An 18,428-nucleotide genomic window follows, 5' to 3' on the forward strand; every position below is an offset into this window, starting at 1 on the left:
TTAATCCGTTATTTTACGCGCAGATATAGTTTATCGCTATTTATCTTTTTGCTTATAAAGTTGCTTGAAAGCATTGTAATGCTAATATTGCTACCTCAAAAAGATTTGGCAATTTCCATGGGCATGGCTACAACATTGTCTGCTTTATTTACATTTGCATTCTGCAATTTATCTGTGCATTTAACTTCTAATAAGTTGAATAGTCATTTTGAATCTCAGCATCCTTTACCAAGATTTTATGTCAATCAGAGTAAATATTATAAACATGCTTTGAAGAGCTGGGAAGGGTATCGCTTGGCGGGCTTAATATTATTTTGGGGCTTGATTGCCGTAGGAAGCTGTTTTCAACCGGTGGCTAGTTTAATAAGTGGTGTTATTGGAATTTTTCGTAGTGGTAATAATATGATTTTATTTTTGACAAATGTATTGTTCTTGATGATTAGTTTCATAATATATAGCTTTTTAATAATGGGTCTTTATGGTTCTGCTAAAGCTAGTTGGCTAGCTTATAAGGCACCGATGAAAAGGAGTTGACATAATTTATTGAAATTTTTTACTAAAAGATATTATTTAATGGCTTTTTTAGCCGCTCTAGTAGGTTTAGCAATCAATTTTTGTCAGTATAAATTGGGGTGTCAGGGGATTATCTATTGGTCACCGTTTGTTTGGCTTTTCATGGTTATTTTTTACAAAGTAGGTATTTGGTTAGCTGCCACTAAATTGAATGGAAAATATATCTCACGGGCTGCACAAAGTGATGTTTCGCTGTTGACTTATTGTGCGCGGATGCCTTTACACCAAACTCTAGCAATTACTGTTTGGGTAGATGTGATTTGGCCGATAGTTTTCTTTAGTTCTTTCATCCTATTATATGGTCGATTACAAGGTTCAACTTTTTGGATAATTATGTATTATTTTTTCGTATTTTTATATGAATTATTGACAATTATTAGTTATGTAGTGGCGGGGCAAGCTTGTATTGCTGCTTACCGTCCGTCAAAATTTGATAAATATTGGGAGGATCAGCATGAATAATTTGCCAGTGGGGAGTGTCGTCACATTGGGCAACGCTAAGGATTTGTTGATGGTGGTGTCGCGTTTACCGATTACGACTAAAGATGATGAGGAAGTTTATTTCGATTATGCGGGTGTACCCTTGCCGATGGGGGTTATTTCAGATGAAGTGTTGTTTTTCAACGATGCTGACATTAACCACGTGCTCAGCTTAGGCTATGTTAATGAGGCTACACTGTCTTTTCAAGAAAGCGTCGCTGCTTGGAAAAAAGCAGGCACGGTGCAACAAGGAACGGCGTATATTAAATAGGAAGGAAAAATAAAAAATGCAAGATAAAATTTTACCAATCGGTTCGGTAGTAAGTTTACAGGATGGCGACGGTACGCCGTTAGTGATTGTCAGTCGTGCGGCATTATATAAAAAACCTGGCGATAGTGAAATTAGTGGTTACTTTGATTATTGTGCGGTAGTGCATCCGCAAGGATTGCAAGATCCTAATGATATGCTGTTTTTCAACCATGAAAACATTGATGAAGTCTATACATTAGGCTATCGCGATAATGAAGAGTTAGCTTTTGAAGATAATTATGCTGAGCTGGTGGAATCTTCAGGTTATCCAAAATTGTCAGTGGATAATGATTAAAAACGCCCTTCGGGACGTTTTTTTATTTGGTACGTAAAATGGCGTTTACTACTCTGGGATCATGATAGTCAAAAATGTAAGGCTCTTTACGATCTAGTGCAGTCAATTGCTGCATTTCAGCAATCGTTATTTGGAAGTCCCAAATATCAATATTAGCATGCATAACTTTTGCCTCTGCCACTGGAGTCAAAACGGTCATACCTTGTTGTACTAGGAAACGTAGCGCAATTTGTGTAACAGTTTTATGATATTTTTGTGCCAAATTTTGCAGTAATTGATTATTTAATAATTCAGGATTATTTTGCGCCAAGGGCTCCCAAGCTTGAATTCTCGTGTCATAATCTTTTAAATAAGGTGTAATTTGTTGTTGCTGAAATAAAATATGCGTCTCTAATTGATCAATTGCAGGCGTTATTTGGCTGAATTTAGCCAAATCTAAATAACGATCTGGTAAAAAATTAGCGACGCCAATGGCGCGAACCAAGCCTTCATGATATAAATCTTCTAAAGCATGGTAGGCACCATAGTAATCGTTAAATGGTTGATGCAATAATACTAAATCCAAATAATCAGTTTGCAGCTTGCTTAAGACTTGCTCAATGGCTTTTTTAGTACGGTGAAAGCCAAAATTACTTATCCAAACTTTCTCTGTTAAAAATAAATCTTCGCGCTTAACCTTGCTGGAGTGTAAAGCCTGTCCTACCATGCTTTCATTAGTGTAAATTTGGGCGAGATCAAAACTTCGATAACCGTTTGCCAGAGCATTTTCGATAATTTTCTGGTTAGCTGTTTGTGCCAGTTCTAAGCCGATTTGGGGCATTTCAACTTGATTATTTAACGTGATTTTTGGTACTTTGATCATGATTTTCACCTTCTTAAATTTAATTTTACGCGTCTCTATAGATCAAGTGTTGTAGAAAGCTATTTCTGGAAAACGTTTACATATTGTGAAGCGGTGTTCAAGCGCTTTGATTTGCGTTAAAATAACTATGTATGACAAATAGCAGATTTATTTTAGGAGGACTATCATGGCCTTAGTAAATGGTAAAGAAATGTTTGATAATGCACGTGCCGGTAAATATGCTGTTGGTGCTTTTAACACTAACAACTTGGAATGGACACGCGCAATCTTAGGTGCAGCCAAAGAAACGAATACCCCAATCTTGATCCAAACATCAATGGGTGCTGCTAAATATATGGGCGGTTACAAACTTTGCTTAGATTTAGTTAGTGATACTGTTGATTCCTTAGAAATGACAACACCAGTTGTAATGCATTTGGATCATGGTAACTATGAAGCAGCTAAAGAATGTATTGAAGTTGGTTACAACTCCGTAATGTTCGATGGACATGATCTTCCATTTGAAGAAAATTTAGCAAAAACTAAAGAAATCGTTGCTTTAGCACATGCTAAGGGTATTACTGTGGAAGCTGAAGTTGGTTCCATTGGTGGTACAGAAGATGGTATTACTGGTAATGGTGAATTGGCTACAGTTGAAGAAGCTAAAGCTTTAGCAGCTACAGGTGTTGATTACTTAGCTTGTGGTATTGGTAACATTCACGGTGTTTACCCTGAAAACTGGACTGGTTTGAATTTTGACCGTTTGCAAGAAATTGCTGCTGAAGTTAAAACTCCATTAGTATTGCATGGTGGTTCAGGTATTCCTAAGGAACAAATCATGAAAGCTATTTCTATGGGTGTTTCCAAGGTTAATGTTAATACTGAATGTCAATTAGCTTTTGCTGAAGCTACTCGTAAATATGTTGAAGCTGGCAAAGATCAAGATGTTGATGCTAAAGGTTACGATCCACGTTACCTTTTGAAGCCAGGTACAGAAGCAATTAAAGAAACTGTTAAAGAACGTATCGAATGGTTTGGTACACCTTCAGTTTAATTTTTAAATAATTATTAGATTAAAGTGTTGTGGGAGTTGCCGCAACGCTTTTTTATTTTGTCCAATATTGACTTTAATTGTGCGGTAATCTTATGTTAACATTAAAAGGTATTTTTAAATTAAATGGGGGTTAATTTAATGAGCGGATCAATTGCATCTAATCAAGCGACGGCGGGAGCAGCAGTTACTAAGTTATCAGGAGTAAGTGTGGTCAATGAAGGTAAAATTGACGTGCCTACAAGTACTATCGAAAGTATAGTTGATGGAACGCAAGTTAATAACGAAATGATATCAACTTTAAGCGATTTGGTGGAATATGTACAAATACAAGGCAACAAATTTCCACAAATTGATAAGCTGTTAGCCGAAGTTGATAATAGTATTAAATTTTAACTGGGGGAAATAAAAATGTCTGATAGCGAGCAAGATGAACAGCGCCAAGAATATAATCGTTTGATTATGAATAATGAAGAGCGAACTGATGATTTAAAGCTTGAGCAGAATAAAGTAGAAACGGCTTTAGATGAAGTACAACAATACTTACATCATGATTTTCAACAGTTGAATCAGTCGGATCTACATCTAAATGTTGATGAACAACGTGAAAATGATCAGTTGCAGTTAAAGTTTCAGCATTATTTTCATGATTTCCATGAACAAGTTAGTCATGATAGTCATACCCAGTTACGTAATCTGGATGATGAACGAGAAGAACTTTATCAAAAGCGAGGACATTTATCATGAGTTTGATTTATTACAGTTCTGAATCAGCTAAATTAATCAAAAGTTTAAAAAGTAATTTACAAGCATCAAAAAAGACAGTTGCAAGCGTCAAAGATGGTATTCGCAATATCATTGCGGCCGTTGATGGTAAAAAATTATCGGGAAAGTCTTATACGGCAGCTAAAAATGTTTTTGGCGATTTAATTTTGCCAACTATGGCACAAGTAACTAATGGTTTTGATGATATTCAAACAGAATTGAAAAAATATGAAAGTGCCAATAAAGAAATTGAAAATGAAGGGGACTTGAATGAAGATAAACTACTGCGGCAGATTAATTTAAAGAAAAATATGCGTTCTTCGCTTGAGGATGCTGCTAATCTGCTCAAAAAAGCTCAAAATAAATTAGATACTTCCGGTATTCAAAAAACAATGGGGAATATGATGCAGGATCTAACTAATGATATCCATAAGTTGGAGAAGAAATTAGATAAATTACGGACATTTTCCTCTACGACCAAGGGACTGTTTAGTGATAGTTTGCATAATTTAGACCAAGCCGTTAAAAAGTTGGCTGCCTTGAAAAAAACAGTTATTTCGAGTGATGGTCATTATGAAGATAATAAATCTCTGGGAAAATTGTTTAGTGATGATGAGATAAAAGAGATTAATAGTGAATTTTTAGATCATGGTTCTGAAGCTTTAGAAAAATTGTCTGAATTTAGTAAAAAGAAAAATATTGGACTAGCATTAGGCGCCAGACTCCAGCCACGTAAAAATGGATCATTTGTGAAGAGTAAAAGTAAGGCTAGGAATAAAGCAATTAGTTTTTCTAAATCTTCTATAAGAAAATATAATAACCCTATAAGCATTGCATCTAACATAGGAAGTAATTTTTTTGGTGTATTGGGTAAAATATTGGATTTTATGGATATGGCTGATGATTTCAATAAATTCAATAATAGGCATCATAATGTTGGGCGAGGAATGGTTTATGCTGCTGGATCCAAATTGCATGGTGATAAGGGATTGGCAGACGGTGCTTTTGAAGCATCTGGAACTACTCCTGGTAGTGCTAATTTTTCTCAAAGTGCTCATAATTCGTCTGGACTATTTGATAATATGATAAATAAGTCTAACGATTCCACTGCATGGTATCAAAGTCGATATGGTAAGGATAAAGCTATTACGGACCATATAAATCATTTAGGGGATGCTATAGATATGTTATATACAAATCCGTATAATCCTGGTGATACTTTTATTCAAAAGCCGATTCACTATGATAAGTAACTTGGATGTCAAAAATAATGTGATGATGAGGAGTTTAAAAATATGTTACCAATTGGTAGTGTTGTAACTTTAGTAAATGGTTCACAAAAATTGATGATTTTAAATATTGGACAAATTATTAAGCAGAATGAAAAAGATGTATATTTTGATTATAGTGCTGCACCATATCCAGTGGGCTTAGATACTCAAGAGCAGGTTTATTATTTCAATCGTGACAATGTTTCAGAAGTTGTTTTTCAGGGATTTCAAGATGAAGATGGTAAGCACTTTGGTGATCTTTATGAGCAATGGATTGAAGAAACAAAAGACGAGATTCAACGCGGTAAAGTCAAGAATGACACCGACATTTTTTAAAGGAGTTGGAGTATGCCAGAAACTGCTCATCGGATTAAGCTAGTTGGTCGAATCAACATGCAATATTATTTAATCAAGTACTGTGATCGGCATTATTTATTGGATTATAGTGATCCCAGCAAAATTAGTAATTATGGTCCGTTATGCTTATTAAGTGGTGATCGAGAATTAACCATTTATGATGTTGAGGAAGAAAGAGAACAATATTTACAAAATCTGACGTTTAATTATTTTAGTCACAGATTTTCCATTTTTTGTTTGTTTTTATTTTTAGTAGTTTTAATTAACTTAGGTTCAAAAATTAACAGTAATTTGACCGACTTTTGGTATATATATGAGCTGGCTATGCCCATTGTGATTTTCACAAGTTTTATTTTATTGACGATGGTAGTTTTCAAAATTGCCGCTCATAAGCCGATCGATGTTTCATCTTATGATTCAGTAACGTTGGAATTAATTGATTTAGAAGATGAACTTTTTTCACCGACTTTCAAGAGGATATTTTTAATTGCCAGTAGCTGTTTTTTGTTGTGGATGAGTTTATGGGTTGGGATTAGCTCATTGAATTTTGCTTTATCAATCATTTTTGGGCTGTTGTATCCTTGCTTTATTGTTTTTTATCGTTTTATCGTCTGTGGATTTAGTTTACCTGATAATAATAGCTACAAAAAACTTTATAAAATTAAATAAAAAAAGTATATAGGAGTTATTTATGTCAGAAACTGATTACAGGATTCATATAGTGGGGCGCGTTAATCTGCAATATTATTTAGTTAAGTATTGCAATCGGCATTATTTGTTGGATTATGGCGATCCGCGTCAGTTTGCCAATTATGGCCCGTTATTTTTCTTTAATAGTAATGAGCAGTTTACGGTTTATGATGTGGAGGCTGATAAAGAACAATTTCTGCGTCGAGCTAAACACAAGTATTTTAATTTTAAACAAGCGATTATCAGTTTATTGTTATTTTTGATATCTTTACTTGTCTTGTTTCCCCTTCTTTATAATGATAATGCTTTGAAATGGTATATGTATATTTTTGTTATACCATCTGTAACTATAGGAAGTGTTATCTTATTAATTGCCATGCTCTTGAAAAGAACCAATAAGCAGTTAATGGATATGCCACGTTATCCATCCATGCAATTAGAATTAGTAAGTTTCAAAAAAACGTCTATTCTTAAAAAAGTTTCTGTAGTCTACGGAAATTATTTCTTGTTGTGGTTAAGCTTAAATATTTATATTTATTCTTGTAGTAATGTTTTACTAATCATTTTTGGCTTTTTGTATCCGTATTTTATAATTTTCAATCGTTTCATTGTGTGCAGTTTAGATAGAGTGGGTGGCAAAAAGAGTTATCAAATAAAGTGAAGAGGAGAGATTAGTTGTCCAAAGTAGGCCATAAAATTCAGGTTATTGGACGGATCAACATGCAATATTATCTAATTAAATATTGTGATCGGCATTATTTATTGGATTATAGTGATCCCAGCAAAATTAGTAATTATGGTCCATTATGCTTATTAAGTGGTGATCGGGAGTTAACCATTTATGATGTTGAGGAAGAAAAAGAACGATATTTACAAAATCTGACGTTTAACTATTTTAGTCACAGATTTTCCATTTTTTGTTTGTTTTTATTTTTAGTAGTTTTATTTGCACTGGGTTCCAAAATTAATGGCAGTAATTTGACCGACTTTTGGTATATATATGAGCTGGCTATGCCCATTGTGGTTTTCGCAAGTTTTATTTTAGTGACGGTGGTTGTTTTCAAAATTTCTTCCCATAAGACGATCGATGTTTCATCTTATGGTTCAGTGACGCTAGAATTAATTGATTTAGAAGATGAGCTTTTTTCACCGACTTTCAAGAGGATATTTTTAATTGCCAGTAGTTATTTTTCACTATGGTTTAGCTTGGGAGTTGCTTTTTATACAGCCAGTGTGGGTTTATCAATCATTTTTGGCTTTTTATATCCTTTTTTTATTATTTTTTATCGTTTTATTGTCTGTGGACTTAGCTTGCCTGATAAAGACAGTTACAGGAGAGTCTATAAGATTAAGTAGTTTCAAAATTAATAATATTTAGGAGTTATTTATGTCAGAAAATGATCACAGGATTCATATAGTGGGGCGCGTTAATATGCAATATTATTTGATCAGATATTACGAACACTATTATTTATTAGATTATAGTGATCCACTGCAGATAGAAAATTATGGTCCTTTATTTTTCTTTAATAGTAATAAGCAGTTTACGGTTTATGATGTGGAGGGTGATAAAGAACAATTTCTGCGACGGGCTAAACACAGGTATTTGAATTTTAAACAAGCAATTATTGGTTGGATATTATTTTTATGTGCTTTGGTTATTTTATGTCCTATCATGGATTATGATAATTTGTCAAATCTTGACTGGTATTTACACACTTTTGTTCGACCATTATTTATTTTGGTTATCTTTATCTTATTAATTGCGCTGAACTTAAAAATAAATATTAAGCATCCCATAGATGTCTCGTCTTATAGGAAATCCACTTTGGAATTGATGGATGTGAAAGAATCGTCCATTTGGAAAAAAGTATCCATAATTGTTGGCAATTACTTTTTACTGTGGCTCAGTTTAAATATTGGTATGTACACAGCAAGTGTAGTTTTACTGATCATTTTAGGCTTTTTATATCCGTACTTTGTAATTTTCAACCGTTTTATTGTGTGCAGTTTGGATAGAGTGGGTGACAAAAAGAGTTATCAAATAAAGGAGAGATTGGGTGTCCAAAGAAGGCCATAAAATCAAGGTTATTGGTCGAGTTAATCTGCAATATTATTTAATTAAATATTGTGATCGGCATTATTTATTAGATTATAGTAATCCCAGAAAAATTAGTAATTATGGTCCATTATGCTTATTAAGTGGTGATCGAGAATTAACCATTTATGATGTTGAGGAAGAAAAAGAACAATATTTACAAAATCTGACGTTTAATTATTTTAGTCACAGATTTTCCATTTTTTGTTTGTTTTTATTTTTGTTGGCTTTAATCTGTTTGCTACCGCATTTATATAATGATCATTTAAATTATTTTTGGTATATATATGATTATGTGGTACCATTTGCGTTTTTAGCTGTTTTTATCGTAGTGACTACTATCACACTTCAAATAGCTTCAAAAAAGCAAGTTGATGTTTCAGATTATCAAGAGATAACTTTGGAATTAGTTGAATCCGATGAAGGGGTATTGTCACCTATATTTAAGCGAATATGTTTAATTGTAGGTAGTTACTTTTTATTTTGGTTAAGTTCCGACATTGGAGCATATGCGTCAAGCATTGTTTTATCAATCATTTTTGGCTTTTTATATCCTTTTTTTATTATTTTTTATCGTTTTATTGTCTGTGGATTTAGCTTGCCTGATAAAGACAGTTACAGGAGAGTCTATAAGATTAAGTAGTTTCAAAATTAATAATATTTAGGAGTTATTTATGTCAGAAACTGATCACAGGATTCATATAGTGGGGCGTGTTAATCTGCAATATTATTTGATCAGATATTACGAACACTATTATTTATTAGATTATAGTGATCCACTGCAGATAGAAAATTATGGTCCTTTATTTTCTTTGGGAATCAATAAACAATTCAATATTTACGATATTAACGCTGATAAAGAACAATTTTTGCGCCGGGCTAAACACAAGTATTTGAATTTTAAACAAGCGATTATTGGTTGGATAATATTTTTGCTTTCTTTTATAGTCTTAACTCTATTATTGTATAATAACGACTCTTCGTATTTGTATTCACTATTTTTCTTGTTACCCATTGCGCTTATAGTCTTATTAATTTTATCTATTATGTTACTTTTGAAAAGAAATAGTAAAGAAAAAATAGATGTTTCGCTGTATCAGTCAATGACATTAGAATTGATTGACAAAAAAGAATTATCTATATTCAAAAAAGTGTCTGTGGTTTCTGGATTTTGTTTTTTGCTCTGGCTCAGTTTAGATATTGGTTTCAATTCAGCCAATATTTTTTTACTGATCATTTTCGGTTTCTTATATCCTTGTTTTGTAGTTCTCAACCGTTTTATTGTGTGCAGTTTAGATAGAGTTGGTGGCAAAAAGAGTTATCAAATAAAGTGAAAAAGAGGGATTAGGTGTCAAAAGAAGAGCACATCATTCATGTTATTGGCCGAGTTAATCTGCAATATTATTTGGTTCAGTATTGTGAGCATTATTATTTGGTGGATTACAGTAGTCCAAAGCGCGTTAGTAATTATGGACCGTTTGCATTGATCAATCGCGACCGGGAATTATTCATGTATAATGTGGACGATGATCAAGAATTGTTTTTAAAAAAAGCTAAACCGCTTTACTTGAAGCGACCAATAGGAAATATGCTTTTTATTTTATTGTCATTATCATGTTTTATATTTGCAAGGATCCTGGCTGGATATCACGGAGTTTATGATCATCACGTAATTCATCCTACAATGTTTTTGATGGTATTTTTATGTGGCTTGATCATAATTATGCTTGCTTTTGGAATATATGATTTGTTAAAAATTGATGTTTCAAAATATCCCAAATATGTTTTAGAATTGACAGATACGACTAGTGTATGCACGACGGTTCGGCAGGAAGCTGAAATTTTAATCGCGCATTTTCTGTTCATGAAAGGTTTAGCCATAGGTAGGTTTTCTAACAACATAGAGCTGACGATTATTTACGGACTAGTGTATACGTATTTTATTATTTTTAGTCGATTCATAATATTTAAAATTAGCGACCATCATCGTACTAGAGGTACTAATTTGTATAAACTATTATCAATAGAAGAATAAAAGTATTGTGACCAGTTCACGATACTTTTTTTACTTGGAGTAAAAGCGCCAGCAAACCATAAATACCAAAACTCCAGTAGCTCAAAGTTAAACTATAACCACTAATTAACGGAAAGATCATGCTGGTGAGTGGCGGAGTTAGTGTCAATAACGCATTGGCAATAGTGACGATGCCACCTAAGTTATTTCCCGGGAAAGTTCTAATAATTTGGGCTGAAAAGCGTGGTGAAATAATACCCAACAAAAAGGCGCTGCCAGCAACATTAATGAGAACTAAATATAAATTGTTGCGCAACAAGCCCCAAGCGGCCAGCATCATGAATAGATCAGCAATAGTTGCAAGGAATTGAATGGATTGTTGAGTGAAAATTTTGATGCTGTAACTATTGCCGATAACCATAAAAATTGTGGTGATGACTGATAGTAACGCAATTTTAATAGGCTGTGAAAGTAGCGGTAAGTTGCGGTTGTTTTTGAGAAACATCACAAAAATTGGCGTCAGTCCGCCAAAAAAACCATTAATGAAAGCTAACTGTAATAAATTACGGGTAATATCCTTTTTTTGTAATAATAAATGAAAATTATTCCCCGTTGCCTGCGCCATATTTTCAGGATGATGAAGTGGCATTTGTTGTTCGACGTGCTGTAATTGTGTCTGAATGGCGTGATAGCTGAAACTGACTAATAAAAAAATACTGGCATTCAAAAAGGCTAGGTAATTAGGTTGCCAAATTGCCAGTAATAGGGAACCTGCCAAAGTTGCCAACACATTGATTAACTGATTGGTTAAGCTGAGCAGACCTTGCGCTTGCGTGAGATCAGCATCTTTGATCAGGGATTTTGTAAACGGAATTATTAAAGATGACGAGTAATTGCCTAATAAATCCGATAAAAAATTTAGTCCCGCCATGATCAGTAATAAACGTAAAGTGTGGTGATAGCCCGCTAAAATAGCAATTACACAGTATAACAGGGCACGCAATAAAGAATTTTGGCTCAATGCGCGCAATTTTTTAGCTTTTTGGTCAGCGAGGGTACCCAACAAAAAACTGGCGATAATTGGTAAAGTTTCTGAAACGGATACAATTGTGATCGCCAATTGGCTTTGCGGCAAAGTTGTCGCGATCGTGAGCATCGCAGTATAAAATAGTCGATCTCCCAATTTAGAAAAGAGATTAATGCTAGCTAGCTTAGTAAATGATAAATTACGGCGTAAGAAATTCAGCATAATTAATGATATCCTTTGTTTTTGCTAAAAAGATTATGCCGTGCTTTAATGTAATTAAATTAAAAAGTTAACTATTCTTAACTAGGCGGTGGATTTATGTATGGAATGACAGTTAAACAGATTCGTCAGCAAAAGGATCTGACTTTGAAACAAGTCTACGTGGATGTTTGCTCTAAGCCTAATGCTATCGCGTTTGAGAAGGATGAACGTATGCTGGCAGCAGATAAGTTTAGACAAGTTTTGGCTAACTTAATGCTTTCTCTAGAGGAATTTGAATGGATTGACAATCATTATCAGCCTAGTCTTGCCAATTACTATCATTATGTGACGGGCACTGCTTGGAATAGCGGTCAGTTGCAGTATTTTAATAAATATTTACAGCAAATAGAAGCCAATCATACGGGGGTGCAACGTGTGCAGTTGGCGAGTTATCGCTTGTTAGATTGCTATCAGAAAAATAATCCGTTTGACGAGCAGGAATCACAACTTGTAATTAATTATTTTGCCAATTTAGCGACCTGGACTTTGGCAGATATCAAATTTTTAGCGAATAATTGCTATGTATTGCCTTTAGAAATGTTGATTAATTTGTTGCAAGAAGCCTGGAAAGTTCAAAAGCGTTATGCAATGTATCCTCACAGCACGGAAATTTTTGCGACTTTATTAATTAATTGTGCTGATCGGTTGATCGAAGAAGAAGCTATTTCGTCAGCCAAAGTGGTTTTGAGGTTGTGTACTCAAGTTACGACGGGGAGTACCTTGGCGGGATATCAATTATTGTTCCAGTTTGAAAATGCTAAAATCGAATATTTGTTTGGCAATCAAACGTTCGGACGGAAGCAATTAGCGAAAGTTGGGGAGGTTGCAGAATTTTTGGACATAAAGACTTTAGTGGAAGAGGTTAATATGATATTTTTGAATTCACAATAATTGCAAAAATGTACATCATAAAGTTTAATTATTATTAAAAGAATAAATTGATTTATTATGTTTTTATTGGTAGTTTATATATGTCAATTGAATTTTAAAAAAATGTATTGTTTACGATTACAAATAAGTTTAGTTTATATTTTATTTCAAGCAAGATTGAATGTGCATTAGATAAAACAAAGAGACTTTGGGTGCTTAACCCCACTTGTTAATAGTGCTCTGAACTTTTTGGTGAAGCTGTATTAAACTAAATAATTCATTAAATTTATTGTTTGGGGTGTTTTCTGATCCAATGAGGTATAGAATCATTATAATATTTGTCAATAATTTTTTATGTTGATTTTATATAGTATTGTATCCCCCAACTGCTAAATGAGGCTATAAAAATGAATATAAAGATACTATTGAATAAACTATTTACGGTAAACTCATTAGAAAAAGTTATTTCTGGACAAAATGTTACTGTTTATAAAAATGTTATTAACGAGTTAATTGAACCATCCAGTTCTGTTTCTAATTTACAAGCGCTAAATATTATTTATGATTATATGTCTAAGAAACACCGCAATGAATATTTTTATAAAAATACATTGCTTAACAAAATATTGTTGGGACGGCATAGTATTAATACTTCAACAGCAATTAGAGAACTTCCTGTTAATAAATGTATTCTGGATTTTCTTATTATCAATGGAGTAGGTCAGGCGTATGAAATTAAAACTGAACTAGATAATTTAAAGAGATTAAAAGACCAAATAGAAAATTATTATCATGTTTTTTCCTTTTGTAATATTGTTACGGATATAAGCCACGTAGAACAAATAAAAAATAGTCTTGATATCCCTGAAGTTGGCATTATTGTTTTAACTAAACGAAATACATTACATGAGGAAAGAAAAGCAATTAAGTATGAAAAAAAATTAGATTATGAATCTATGTTTAAAGTTTTGAGAAAATATGAGTTTGAAGCTATTTTGAAAGATAATTTTGGATACTTGCCAAAAACTAAGGATTTTGAATACTATGATGCGTGTTTTCAAATATTTAAGGAATTGGATGTTCTTAAAGCACAAGAGGAAATGTTGTGGCAATTAAAACAAAGAAGGGGTGTAGACACTGATAATATAGAAAAGTTTAAAATGGTTCCGCGCGAAATAAAGAGTTTAGTTTATTTTTCAAGTTATAAGAAAGATAATTTTGAAAGATTAGATCGGTTTTTAACTAAAAAAATGGGGGATGTGTAGTTATGTATTATCCATTACTCAGGGGAAAGCAAAATGAATTGTTAGCTTTAAGAGAACTTCTTGAAGAGCAGAGACTTAGCGACAAAATTGTCCCTGTAATTGAACCTACTAATGCTTCATCATCATCAACCTTAAAAAAAACTTTAGAGCAATTTTATAAGATTAATAGATCTATTGCCGTTATTCAAGACTCTAAATTGGGTAATTATCAAGGTTTCAAAAACGATGAAGATATAGAGAAAATTAGAAATTCAAGTGAGTTCATTCGTGCCTATTTTTTAAATGATAATTTCAGTGAAAAAATTAGTACTAATAATAATCAATATCGCATGTTTATTTTGGATAAAAAATCTGAGATGAATATAGAGAACGTTTATGGTGATAATACATTATTGGTTATTGATACTTATAATAGAGACAAAATGCGTGATGCAAAGCGTGTTAATAATTTTAAAATTATTGAACTTAACGATGTATATGATAAAAAAGATAGAAATCAAGATTACGCAGAAGATACAGATCAAGTCTTTTCATCCGAGCATTTATTTTATAAGCAAGATGGATTTTATGGTTTTAGCGATTATTCAATGATAGGATCCGAATATATGGAAAAGGGTTTTGCTCCTAAGGCTATCGCTATACACATAGTTTATTTTGATAATGATAATAAGTTGCGTATTCATCATTTTGTATCTGATTCTAATGATGGTATCGGGAATCCAAGTAGAAAATTTAAAGAGGCATTGAACAAACTAATTGAGTGGTATGGGGATCAGAGTGCAAGTTTTAAGATAAAAAATAATTCTATTGCTATGAATGAATTTCAAGAATTACATCGTACGGGAGATTATCCTGGACTTGGTGTTGTTAAAAGAAAGTCAATCAAACATCATCTGGAAATAATGAGCAATTTCTTAGACGGTAAAATTAAATGAAGTGTTGTGTTGAATGTTTTCAAGATAGGGATATTATACAACGTATTAAGTCTTTAAATAAGAAAGGAACATGCGACTTTTGTAAAAATTCTTATACAAATGTTTTAGATTTAGATAATGCTGAGGATATTGCTTCAGACTTTGAAGGTTTATTAGATGAATTTACACACGATTTTGATGGACAAGTACTGGAACAAAAGAATTATAAACTATCTACATTATCAGATTATTTAAAGTATCATACTTCCATATTTTCCGAGACAATGTCATCTAACAAGATTTTGAGATTCTTGCAACATCTTCTTCCAAATAGAATTAAAGAAGATCCCGCTCTTTTTAGTGATGATATTATTCCAACTTATCTGTTGTATCCGGAGAAAATACAAGATGAAGGAATATTCAAAGGAAAAACTTGGAATGAGTTTAAAGAAGATATTAAATTTAATAATCGATTTCATTCACAATTAGTTAACGAACAAGTTTTAATTGCTTTTTTCCAGGATTGTGAGGTTCCATTAAAAAATGGAAATGAAGATAAATTATTTAGAGCAAGAATAAGTGATGATGGGATTGCTTTGAAGCCTGAAGAATTATGGGCTGCTCCTAGAAGGGTAGCCACTTCAGGCAGATTAAATGCTTCAGGAATTGGATATTTATATCTCAGTTATGACGAAGATGTGTGCTTAAAAGAGATCAGGGCATCCGTCAATGATGTATGTACGGTAGCAACCTTTCAAGTTACAACTGATGACTTAAGGGTAGTGGATTTAGGACAAATTGCAAATATTAGTATTTTTACTTCTCCAGTATTAAGCCGCTATCTTATGAATTATGATATTTTGCAAGATATTGATGCAGCCATGGTTGAATTTAGTAAAAAGGATAAATCTGAAATAGATCTTGTTCCTACTGAATTTATGAGTGACATAATTAAAGCACAAGATATTGACGGTATAATGTATAAGAGTACATTTGATAATAATTTTAAAAATGTTGTTTTATTTGACGGGTCACCAAATAATTCAAAAATACTTCAGATTGAATCAGATATTAAGACATATCGTATTAAAACAATACATTATGATAAACTAGAAATGAGATAATGTATTTATATAATCACCTAAATACAGTCATAAGTTATTTTTATGCTACTGTGTGATCAGAAAAAAAGCATAGTATTGATTAGGGGCGGTATCTCTGTCGTAGGCACTATGTCTTTTCTACTTTTTGGTAATATAATAGGTCTCTGCAAGAGAAATCTTTTGACTTTCTTAAAAACAAATGATTACATTTTCCTAATCGAAGTCCTTGCATTTCTAATATAATATGTTAAGCTATCGTTAATAAAACTAAAGACATTCAAAAAGACAGTAAAATGGTGAAATTTCACAGTGATTGGCGATTAGTGTGAACGCCAAATCCACCATTTGAAGAACACTTTTTGTAATTAGGTGCCTGAAACTGACAAGCAGTAGGGTATTTCGGTAATCATCCGTTATCATTTTATTATTGAGTTGGCTTTGATAAGCAACTAGGGTGGTACCGCGCGTCCGTCGTCCCTTTGATTAGGGATGGCGGGCTTTTTTAGTTTTAATAACTTTCGTGGGGGAACCAATTATGACTTTAATTTTACCAGAGCACTATCAAGCAAAATTATCCTTGCGCCAAACGCAAATGGCAGTGCAGGAGATTCGTACTACTTTTGCAAAAAAGTTTAGCTCTTCGCTTAATTTGCAGCAAGTAACGGCACCGTTATTCGTTCAATCAAAAACTGGTTTAAATGACAATTTAAATGGTGTGGAAACACCAATTAGTTTCACTGCTCCAGCTTTACCTGGACAAAAATTAGAAATCGTGCACTCATTGGCCAAATGGAAGCGTGTTGCCTTAAAAAAATATAGCTTTGCTGTGCATGAAGGTTTATATACGGATATGAAAGCGATTCGTAAGGACGAGATATTAGATAATTTTCATTCATTATATGTCGATCAATGGGACTGGGAGCGCGTCATTACGCGTGATGCACGAAATTTAGCGACGCTCCAATACACGGTACAGCAGATTTTTCAAGCTATTCAACAAGTTGCTGACTATATTAGGGAACTTTACCCGCAAGCTACGCCAACTTTGCCTGAAGAATTGTACTTTATCACAACGCAAGAATTGCTGGAGCGTTATCCTAATCTAACACCAAAGCAACGTGAAATGGAGATTTGCCGACAATGGGGGGCTGTTTTTGTGATGCAGATTGGGGCTACTCTCAGTGATGGGAAAAAGCATGATGGGCGTGCTCCAGATTATGATGATTGGCAGTTAAATGGTGATTTATTGTTTTGGGATGAGTTGTTGCAAGCAGTGTTAGAAATTTCCAGTATGGGTATTCGAGTGGATGCCAGCGCCTTACAAAAGCAAATTACAGTTGCTAAAGTGCCAGAACGCCTACAATATCCTTATCACCAAGCAATTTTACATGATGAATTACCATTGACCATTGGCGGTGGTATCGGACAATCGCGGCTATGTATGCTGTTATTAGGTAAGGCACACATTGGCGAAGTGCAAGCTAGCATTTGGTCGCAAGAAATGCGCCAACAATGTCAAACAGCACAAATTTCGTTACTTTAATTGTCTTTGTACGAAATGCCAATTTGCTCCGCGCAAAAGACAAAAATTAGTTTGTTGATTATCTTCGTTTAGGCTGACCAAAATACCGCAAACATGTTGTTGATTGGTTAAAGCAGCGCCAGACTCGCCAGGCTTAGATTCAACTTTAGTCCAGGCACTACCCACGTAATCATTTGTCCCGTTGGTGACAAGGCCTTGATTTTTGACGGCTAGTGTTTGCCTGATTTGTGGATGATGCGCGTTTTGCACTGGATAACTAGTCCAGTCAGCCAAAAAGGTGTTGGCAGTAGGGTTACTAAGTTGATAATAATGAGAATTATAAGTATTGGGTAGTTTGATTACTGCAATATCATAATTATCCGAATGAGCAGAATATTTCGGATTAAGAACAGTGTTTTGTTTGCTTACAGTATAGCGTTTTCCTTGACCGTCTAAAGTGAAAATAGGTTGGTTTTTTAGACCAGTGATTACATGCGCTGCTGTTAAAATCACGTTAGGTGCAATATATGTTCCCGTTCCCCAACTGGTGCCGTCTTGACTAAAAATAGGCACAACTGCAGTATTTTGTGTTGTTGCTATAGCTGTAAAAGTATTTGTTAAACTGAAAAAGCAAATGCTCAAGATGATCCAATTTCGTAAATGGTGCATGTACTTCGCCCCCCATTAGGCTAATGGTAAAAACATTCACGAACTTTGTCAC

General features: G+C 33.5%; 24 protein-coding genes. 21 read left to right on the forward strand and 3 right to left on the reverse strand.

The genetic code is table 11. The features are described 5' to 3' along the window. Positions 1-78: 78 nt before the first annotated feature. From MOO47_RS04500 to MOO47_RS04515, 4 genes are read left to right on the forward strand one after another with little or no spacing between them, the layout of a single operon-like run. Complete coding sequence (locus MOO47_RS04500) at positions 79-534, forward strand: hypothetical protein (RefSeq protein WP_249512277.1); 456 nt, start codon at positions 79-81, stop codon at positions 532-534. A 9-nt stretch (positions 535-543) separates the two neighbouring features. Then, positions 544-1,035 carry a hypothetical protein gene (locus tag MOO47_RS04505; RefSeq protein ID WP_249512278.1) on the forward strand — a complete coding sequence of 164 codons (492 nt, stop codon included), beginning with the start codon at positions 544-546 and terminating at the stop codon, positions 1,033-1,035. After that, complete coding sequence (locus MOO47_RS04510) at positions 1,028-1,324, forward strand: DUF4176 domain-containing protein (RefSeq protein ID WP_249512279.1); 297 nt, start codon at positions 1,028-1,030, stop codon at positions 1,322-1,324. Before MOO47_RS04505 ends, MOO47_RS04510 begins: the two co-directional genes overlap by 8 nt. A gap of 16 nt (positions 1,325-1,340) precedes the next feature. Next, on the forward strand, positions 1,341-1,658 hold the full coding sequence (locus MOO47_RS04515; protein ID WP_249512280.1) for a DUF4176 domain-containing protein: 318 nt from the start codon (positions 1,341-1,343) through the stop codon (positions 1,656-1,658). Between the two features lie 22 nt (positions 1,659-1,680). On the opposite strand, the gene MOO47_RS04520 is transcribed toward MOO47_RS04515, so the two are convergent. Next, positions 1,681-2,520 carry an aldo/keto reductase gene (locus tag MOO47_RS04520; RefSeq protein WP_249512281.1) on the reverse strand — a complete coding sequence of 280 codons (840 nt, stop codon included), beginning with the start codon at positions 2,518-2,520 and terminating at the stop codon, positions 1,681-1,683. Between the two features lie 166 nt (positions 2,521-2,686). Here MOO47_RS04520 and fba point away from each other — a divergent pair, with 166 nt between their 5' ends. From fba to MOO47_RS04580, 12 genes are all read left to right on the forward strand, one after another. Then, the gene (gene fba / locus MOO47_RS04525; protein ID WP_249512282.1) at positions 2,687-3,553 is read left to right on the forward strand and encodes a class II fructose-1,6-bisphosphate aldolase; all 867 of its coding nucleotides are present in this window, start codon (positions 2,687-2,689) and stop codon (positions 3,551-3,553) included. A 138-nt stretch (positions 3,554-3,691) separates the two neighbouring features. Next, positions 3,692-3,946 carry a TIGR04197 family type VII secretion effector gene (locus MOO47_RS04530; protein ID WP_249512283.1) on the forward strand — a complete coding sequence of 85 codons (255 nt, stop codon included), beginning with the start codon at positions 3,692-3,694 and terminating at the stop codon, positions 3,944-3,946. 15 nt (positions 3,947-3,961) lie between these two features. Beyond that, positions 3,962-4,297, forward strand: a complete 336-nt coding sequence (locus tag MOO47_RS04535; protein WP_249512284.1) for a hypothetical protein — start codon at positions 3,962-3,964, stop codon at positions 4,295-4,297. After that, the gene (locus MOO47_RS04540; protein WP_249512285.1) at positions 4,294-5,568 is read left to right on the forward strand and encodes an LXG domain-containing protein; all 1,275 of its coding nucleotides are present in this window, start codon (positions 4,294-4,296) and stop codon (positions 5,566-5,568) included. Before MOO47_RS04535 ends, MOO47_RS04540 begins: the two co-directional genes overlap by 4 nt. A 42-nt stretch (positions 5,569-5,610) precedes the next feature. Further along, positions 5,611-5,922, forward strand: coding sequence for a DUF4176 domain-containing protein (locus tag MOO47_RS04545; RefSeq protein ID WP_249512286.1), 312 nt, complete (start codon positions 5,611-5,613; stop codon positions 5,920-5,922). A gap of 12 nt (positions 5,923-5,934) precedes the next feature. Further along, positions 5,935-6,612, forward strand: coding sequence for a hypothetical protein (locus tag MOO47_RS04550; protein ID WP_249512287.1), 678 nt, complete (start codon positions 5,935-5,937; stop codon positions 6,610-6,612). A gap of 22 nt (positions 6,613-6,634) precedes the next feature. Continuing rightward, entirely contained in the window at positions 6,635-7,294 is a 660-nt protein-coding gene (locus MOO47_RS04555; protein ID WP_249512288.1) for a hypothetical protein, read from the forward strand. 14 nt (positions 7,295-7,308) lie between these two features. Further along, a complete protein-coding gene (locus MOO47_RS04560) occupies positions 7,309-7,989 on the forward strand; it encodes a hypothetical protein (protein ID WP_249512289.1) in 681 nt (226 codons plus the stop codon). A gap of 31 nt (positions 7,990-8,020) precedes the next feature. After that, positions 8,021-8,713, forward strand: coding sequence for a hypothetical protein (locus MOO47_RS04565; protein ID WP_249512290.1), 693 nt, complete (start codon positions 8,021-8,023; stop codon positions 8,711-8,713). Continuing rightward, entirely contained in the window at positions 8,694-9,374 is a 681-nt protein-coding gene (locus tag MOO47_RS04570) for a hypothetical protein (protein WP_249512291.1), read from the forward strand. The genes MOO47_RS04565 and MOO47_RS04570 overlap by 20 nt, the downstream gene beginning before the upstream one ends. A gap of 31 nt (positions 9,375-9,405) precedes the next feature. Beyond that, positions 9,406-10,065 carry a hypothetical protein gene (locus tag MOO47_RS04575; RefSeq protein WP_249512292.1) on the forward strand — a complete coding sequence of 220 codons (660 nt, stop codon included), beginning with the start codon at positions 9,406-9,408 and terminating at the stop codon, positions 10,063-10,065. 14 nt (positions 10,066-10,079) lie between these two features. Further along, a complete protein-coding gene (locus MOO47_RS04580; RefSeq protein WP_249512293.1) occupies positions 10,080-10,766 on the forward strand; it encodes a hypothetical protein in 687 nt (228 codons plus the stop codon). A gap of 16 nt (positions 10,767-10,782) precedes the next feature. On the opposite strand, the gene MOO47_RS04585 is transcribed toward MOO47_RS04580, so the two are convergent. Continuing rightward, positions 10,783-11,994 (reverse strand): MFS transporter, encoded by a 1,212-nt coding sequence (locus tag MOO47_RS04585; protein ID WP_249512294.1) that lies wholly within the window; start codon positions 11,992-11,994, stop codon positions 10,783-10,785. A gap of 105 nt (positions 11,995-12,099) precedes the next feature. On the opposite strand from MOO47_RS04585, the gene MOO47_RS04590 reads away from it, so the two are divergent. The 5 genes from MOO47_RS04590 to asnA all read left to right on the forward strand — a co-directional run bounded on the left by MOO47_RS04590 (position 12,100) and on the right by asnA (position 17,728). Beyond that, positions 12,100-12,924 (forward strand): Rgg family transcriptional regulator, encoded by an 825-nt coding sequence (locus MOO47_RS04590; RefSeq protein ID WP_249512295.1) that lies wholly within the window; start codon positions 12,100-12,102, stop codon positions 12,922-12,924. Between the two features lie 386 nt (positions 12,925-13,310). After that, on the forward strand, positions 13,311-14,168 hold the full coding sequence (locus tag MOO47_RS04595) for a sce7726 family protein (protein ID WP_249512296.1): 858 nt from the start codon (positions 13,311-13,313) through the stop codon (positions 14,166-14,168). Between the two features lie 2 nt (positions 14,169-14,170). Next, positions 14,171-15,103: a sce7725 family protein gene (locus MOO47_RS04600; protein WP_249512297.1), complete on the forward strand. Its 933-nt coding sequence runs from the start codon at positions 14,171-14,173 to the stop codon at positions 15,101-15,103. Beyond that, positions 15,100-16,206 carry an RES family NAD+ phosphorylase gene (locus MOO47_RS04605; RefSeq protein ID WP_249512298.1) on the forward strand — a complete coding sequence of 369 codons (1,107 nt, stop codon included), beginning with the start codon at positions 15,100-15,102 and terminating at the stop codon, positions 16,204-16,206. Before MOO47_RS04600 ends, MOO47_RS04605 begins: the two co-directional genes overlap by 4 nt. A gap of 514 nt (positions 16,207-16,720) precedes the next feature. After that, the gene (asnA, locus tag MOO47_RS04610; protein WP_249512299.1) at positions 16,721-17,728 is read left to right on the forward strand and encodes an aspartate--ammonia ligase; all 1,008 of its coding nucleotides are present in this window, start codon (positions 16,721-16,723) and stop codon (positions 17,726-17,728) included. Here the strand turns inward: asnA and MOO47_RS04615 are convergent. Then, complete coding sequence (locus MOO47_RS04615) at positions 17,720-18,376, reverse strand: trypsin-like serine peptidase (RefSeq protein ID WP_249512300.1); 657 nt, start codon at positions 18,374-18,376, stop codon at positions 17,720-17,722. The genes asnA and MOO47_RS04615 overlap by 9 nt on opposite strands. Between the last annotated feature and the right edge of the window lie 52 nt (positions 18,377-18,428).

This window comes from Bombilactobacillus thymidiniphilus, assembly GCF_023380245.1.
GTDB lineage: Bacteria > Bacillota > Bacilli > Lactobacillales > Lactobacillaceae > Bombilactobacillus > Bombilactobacillus thymidiniphilus.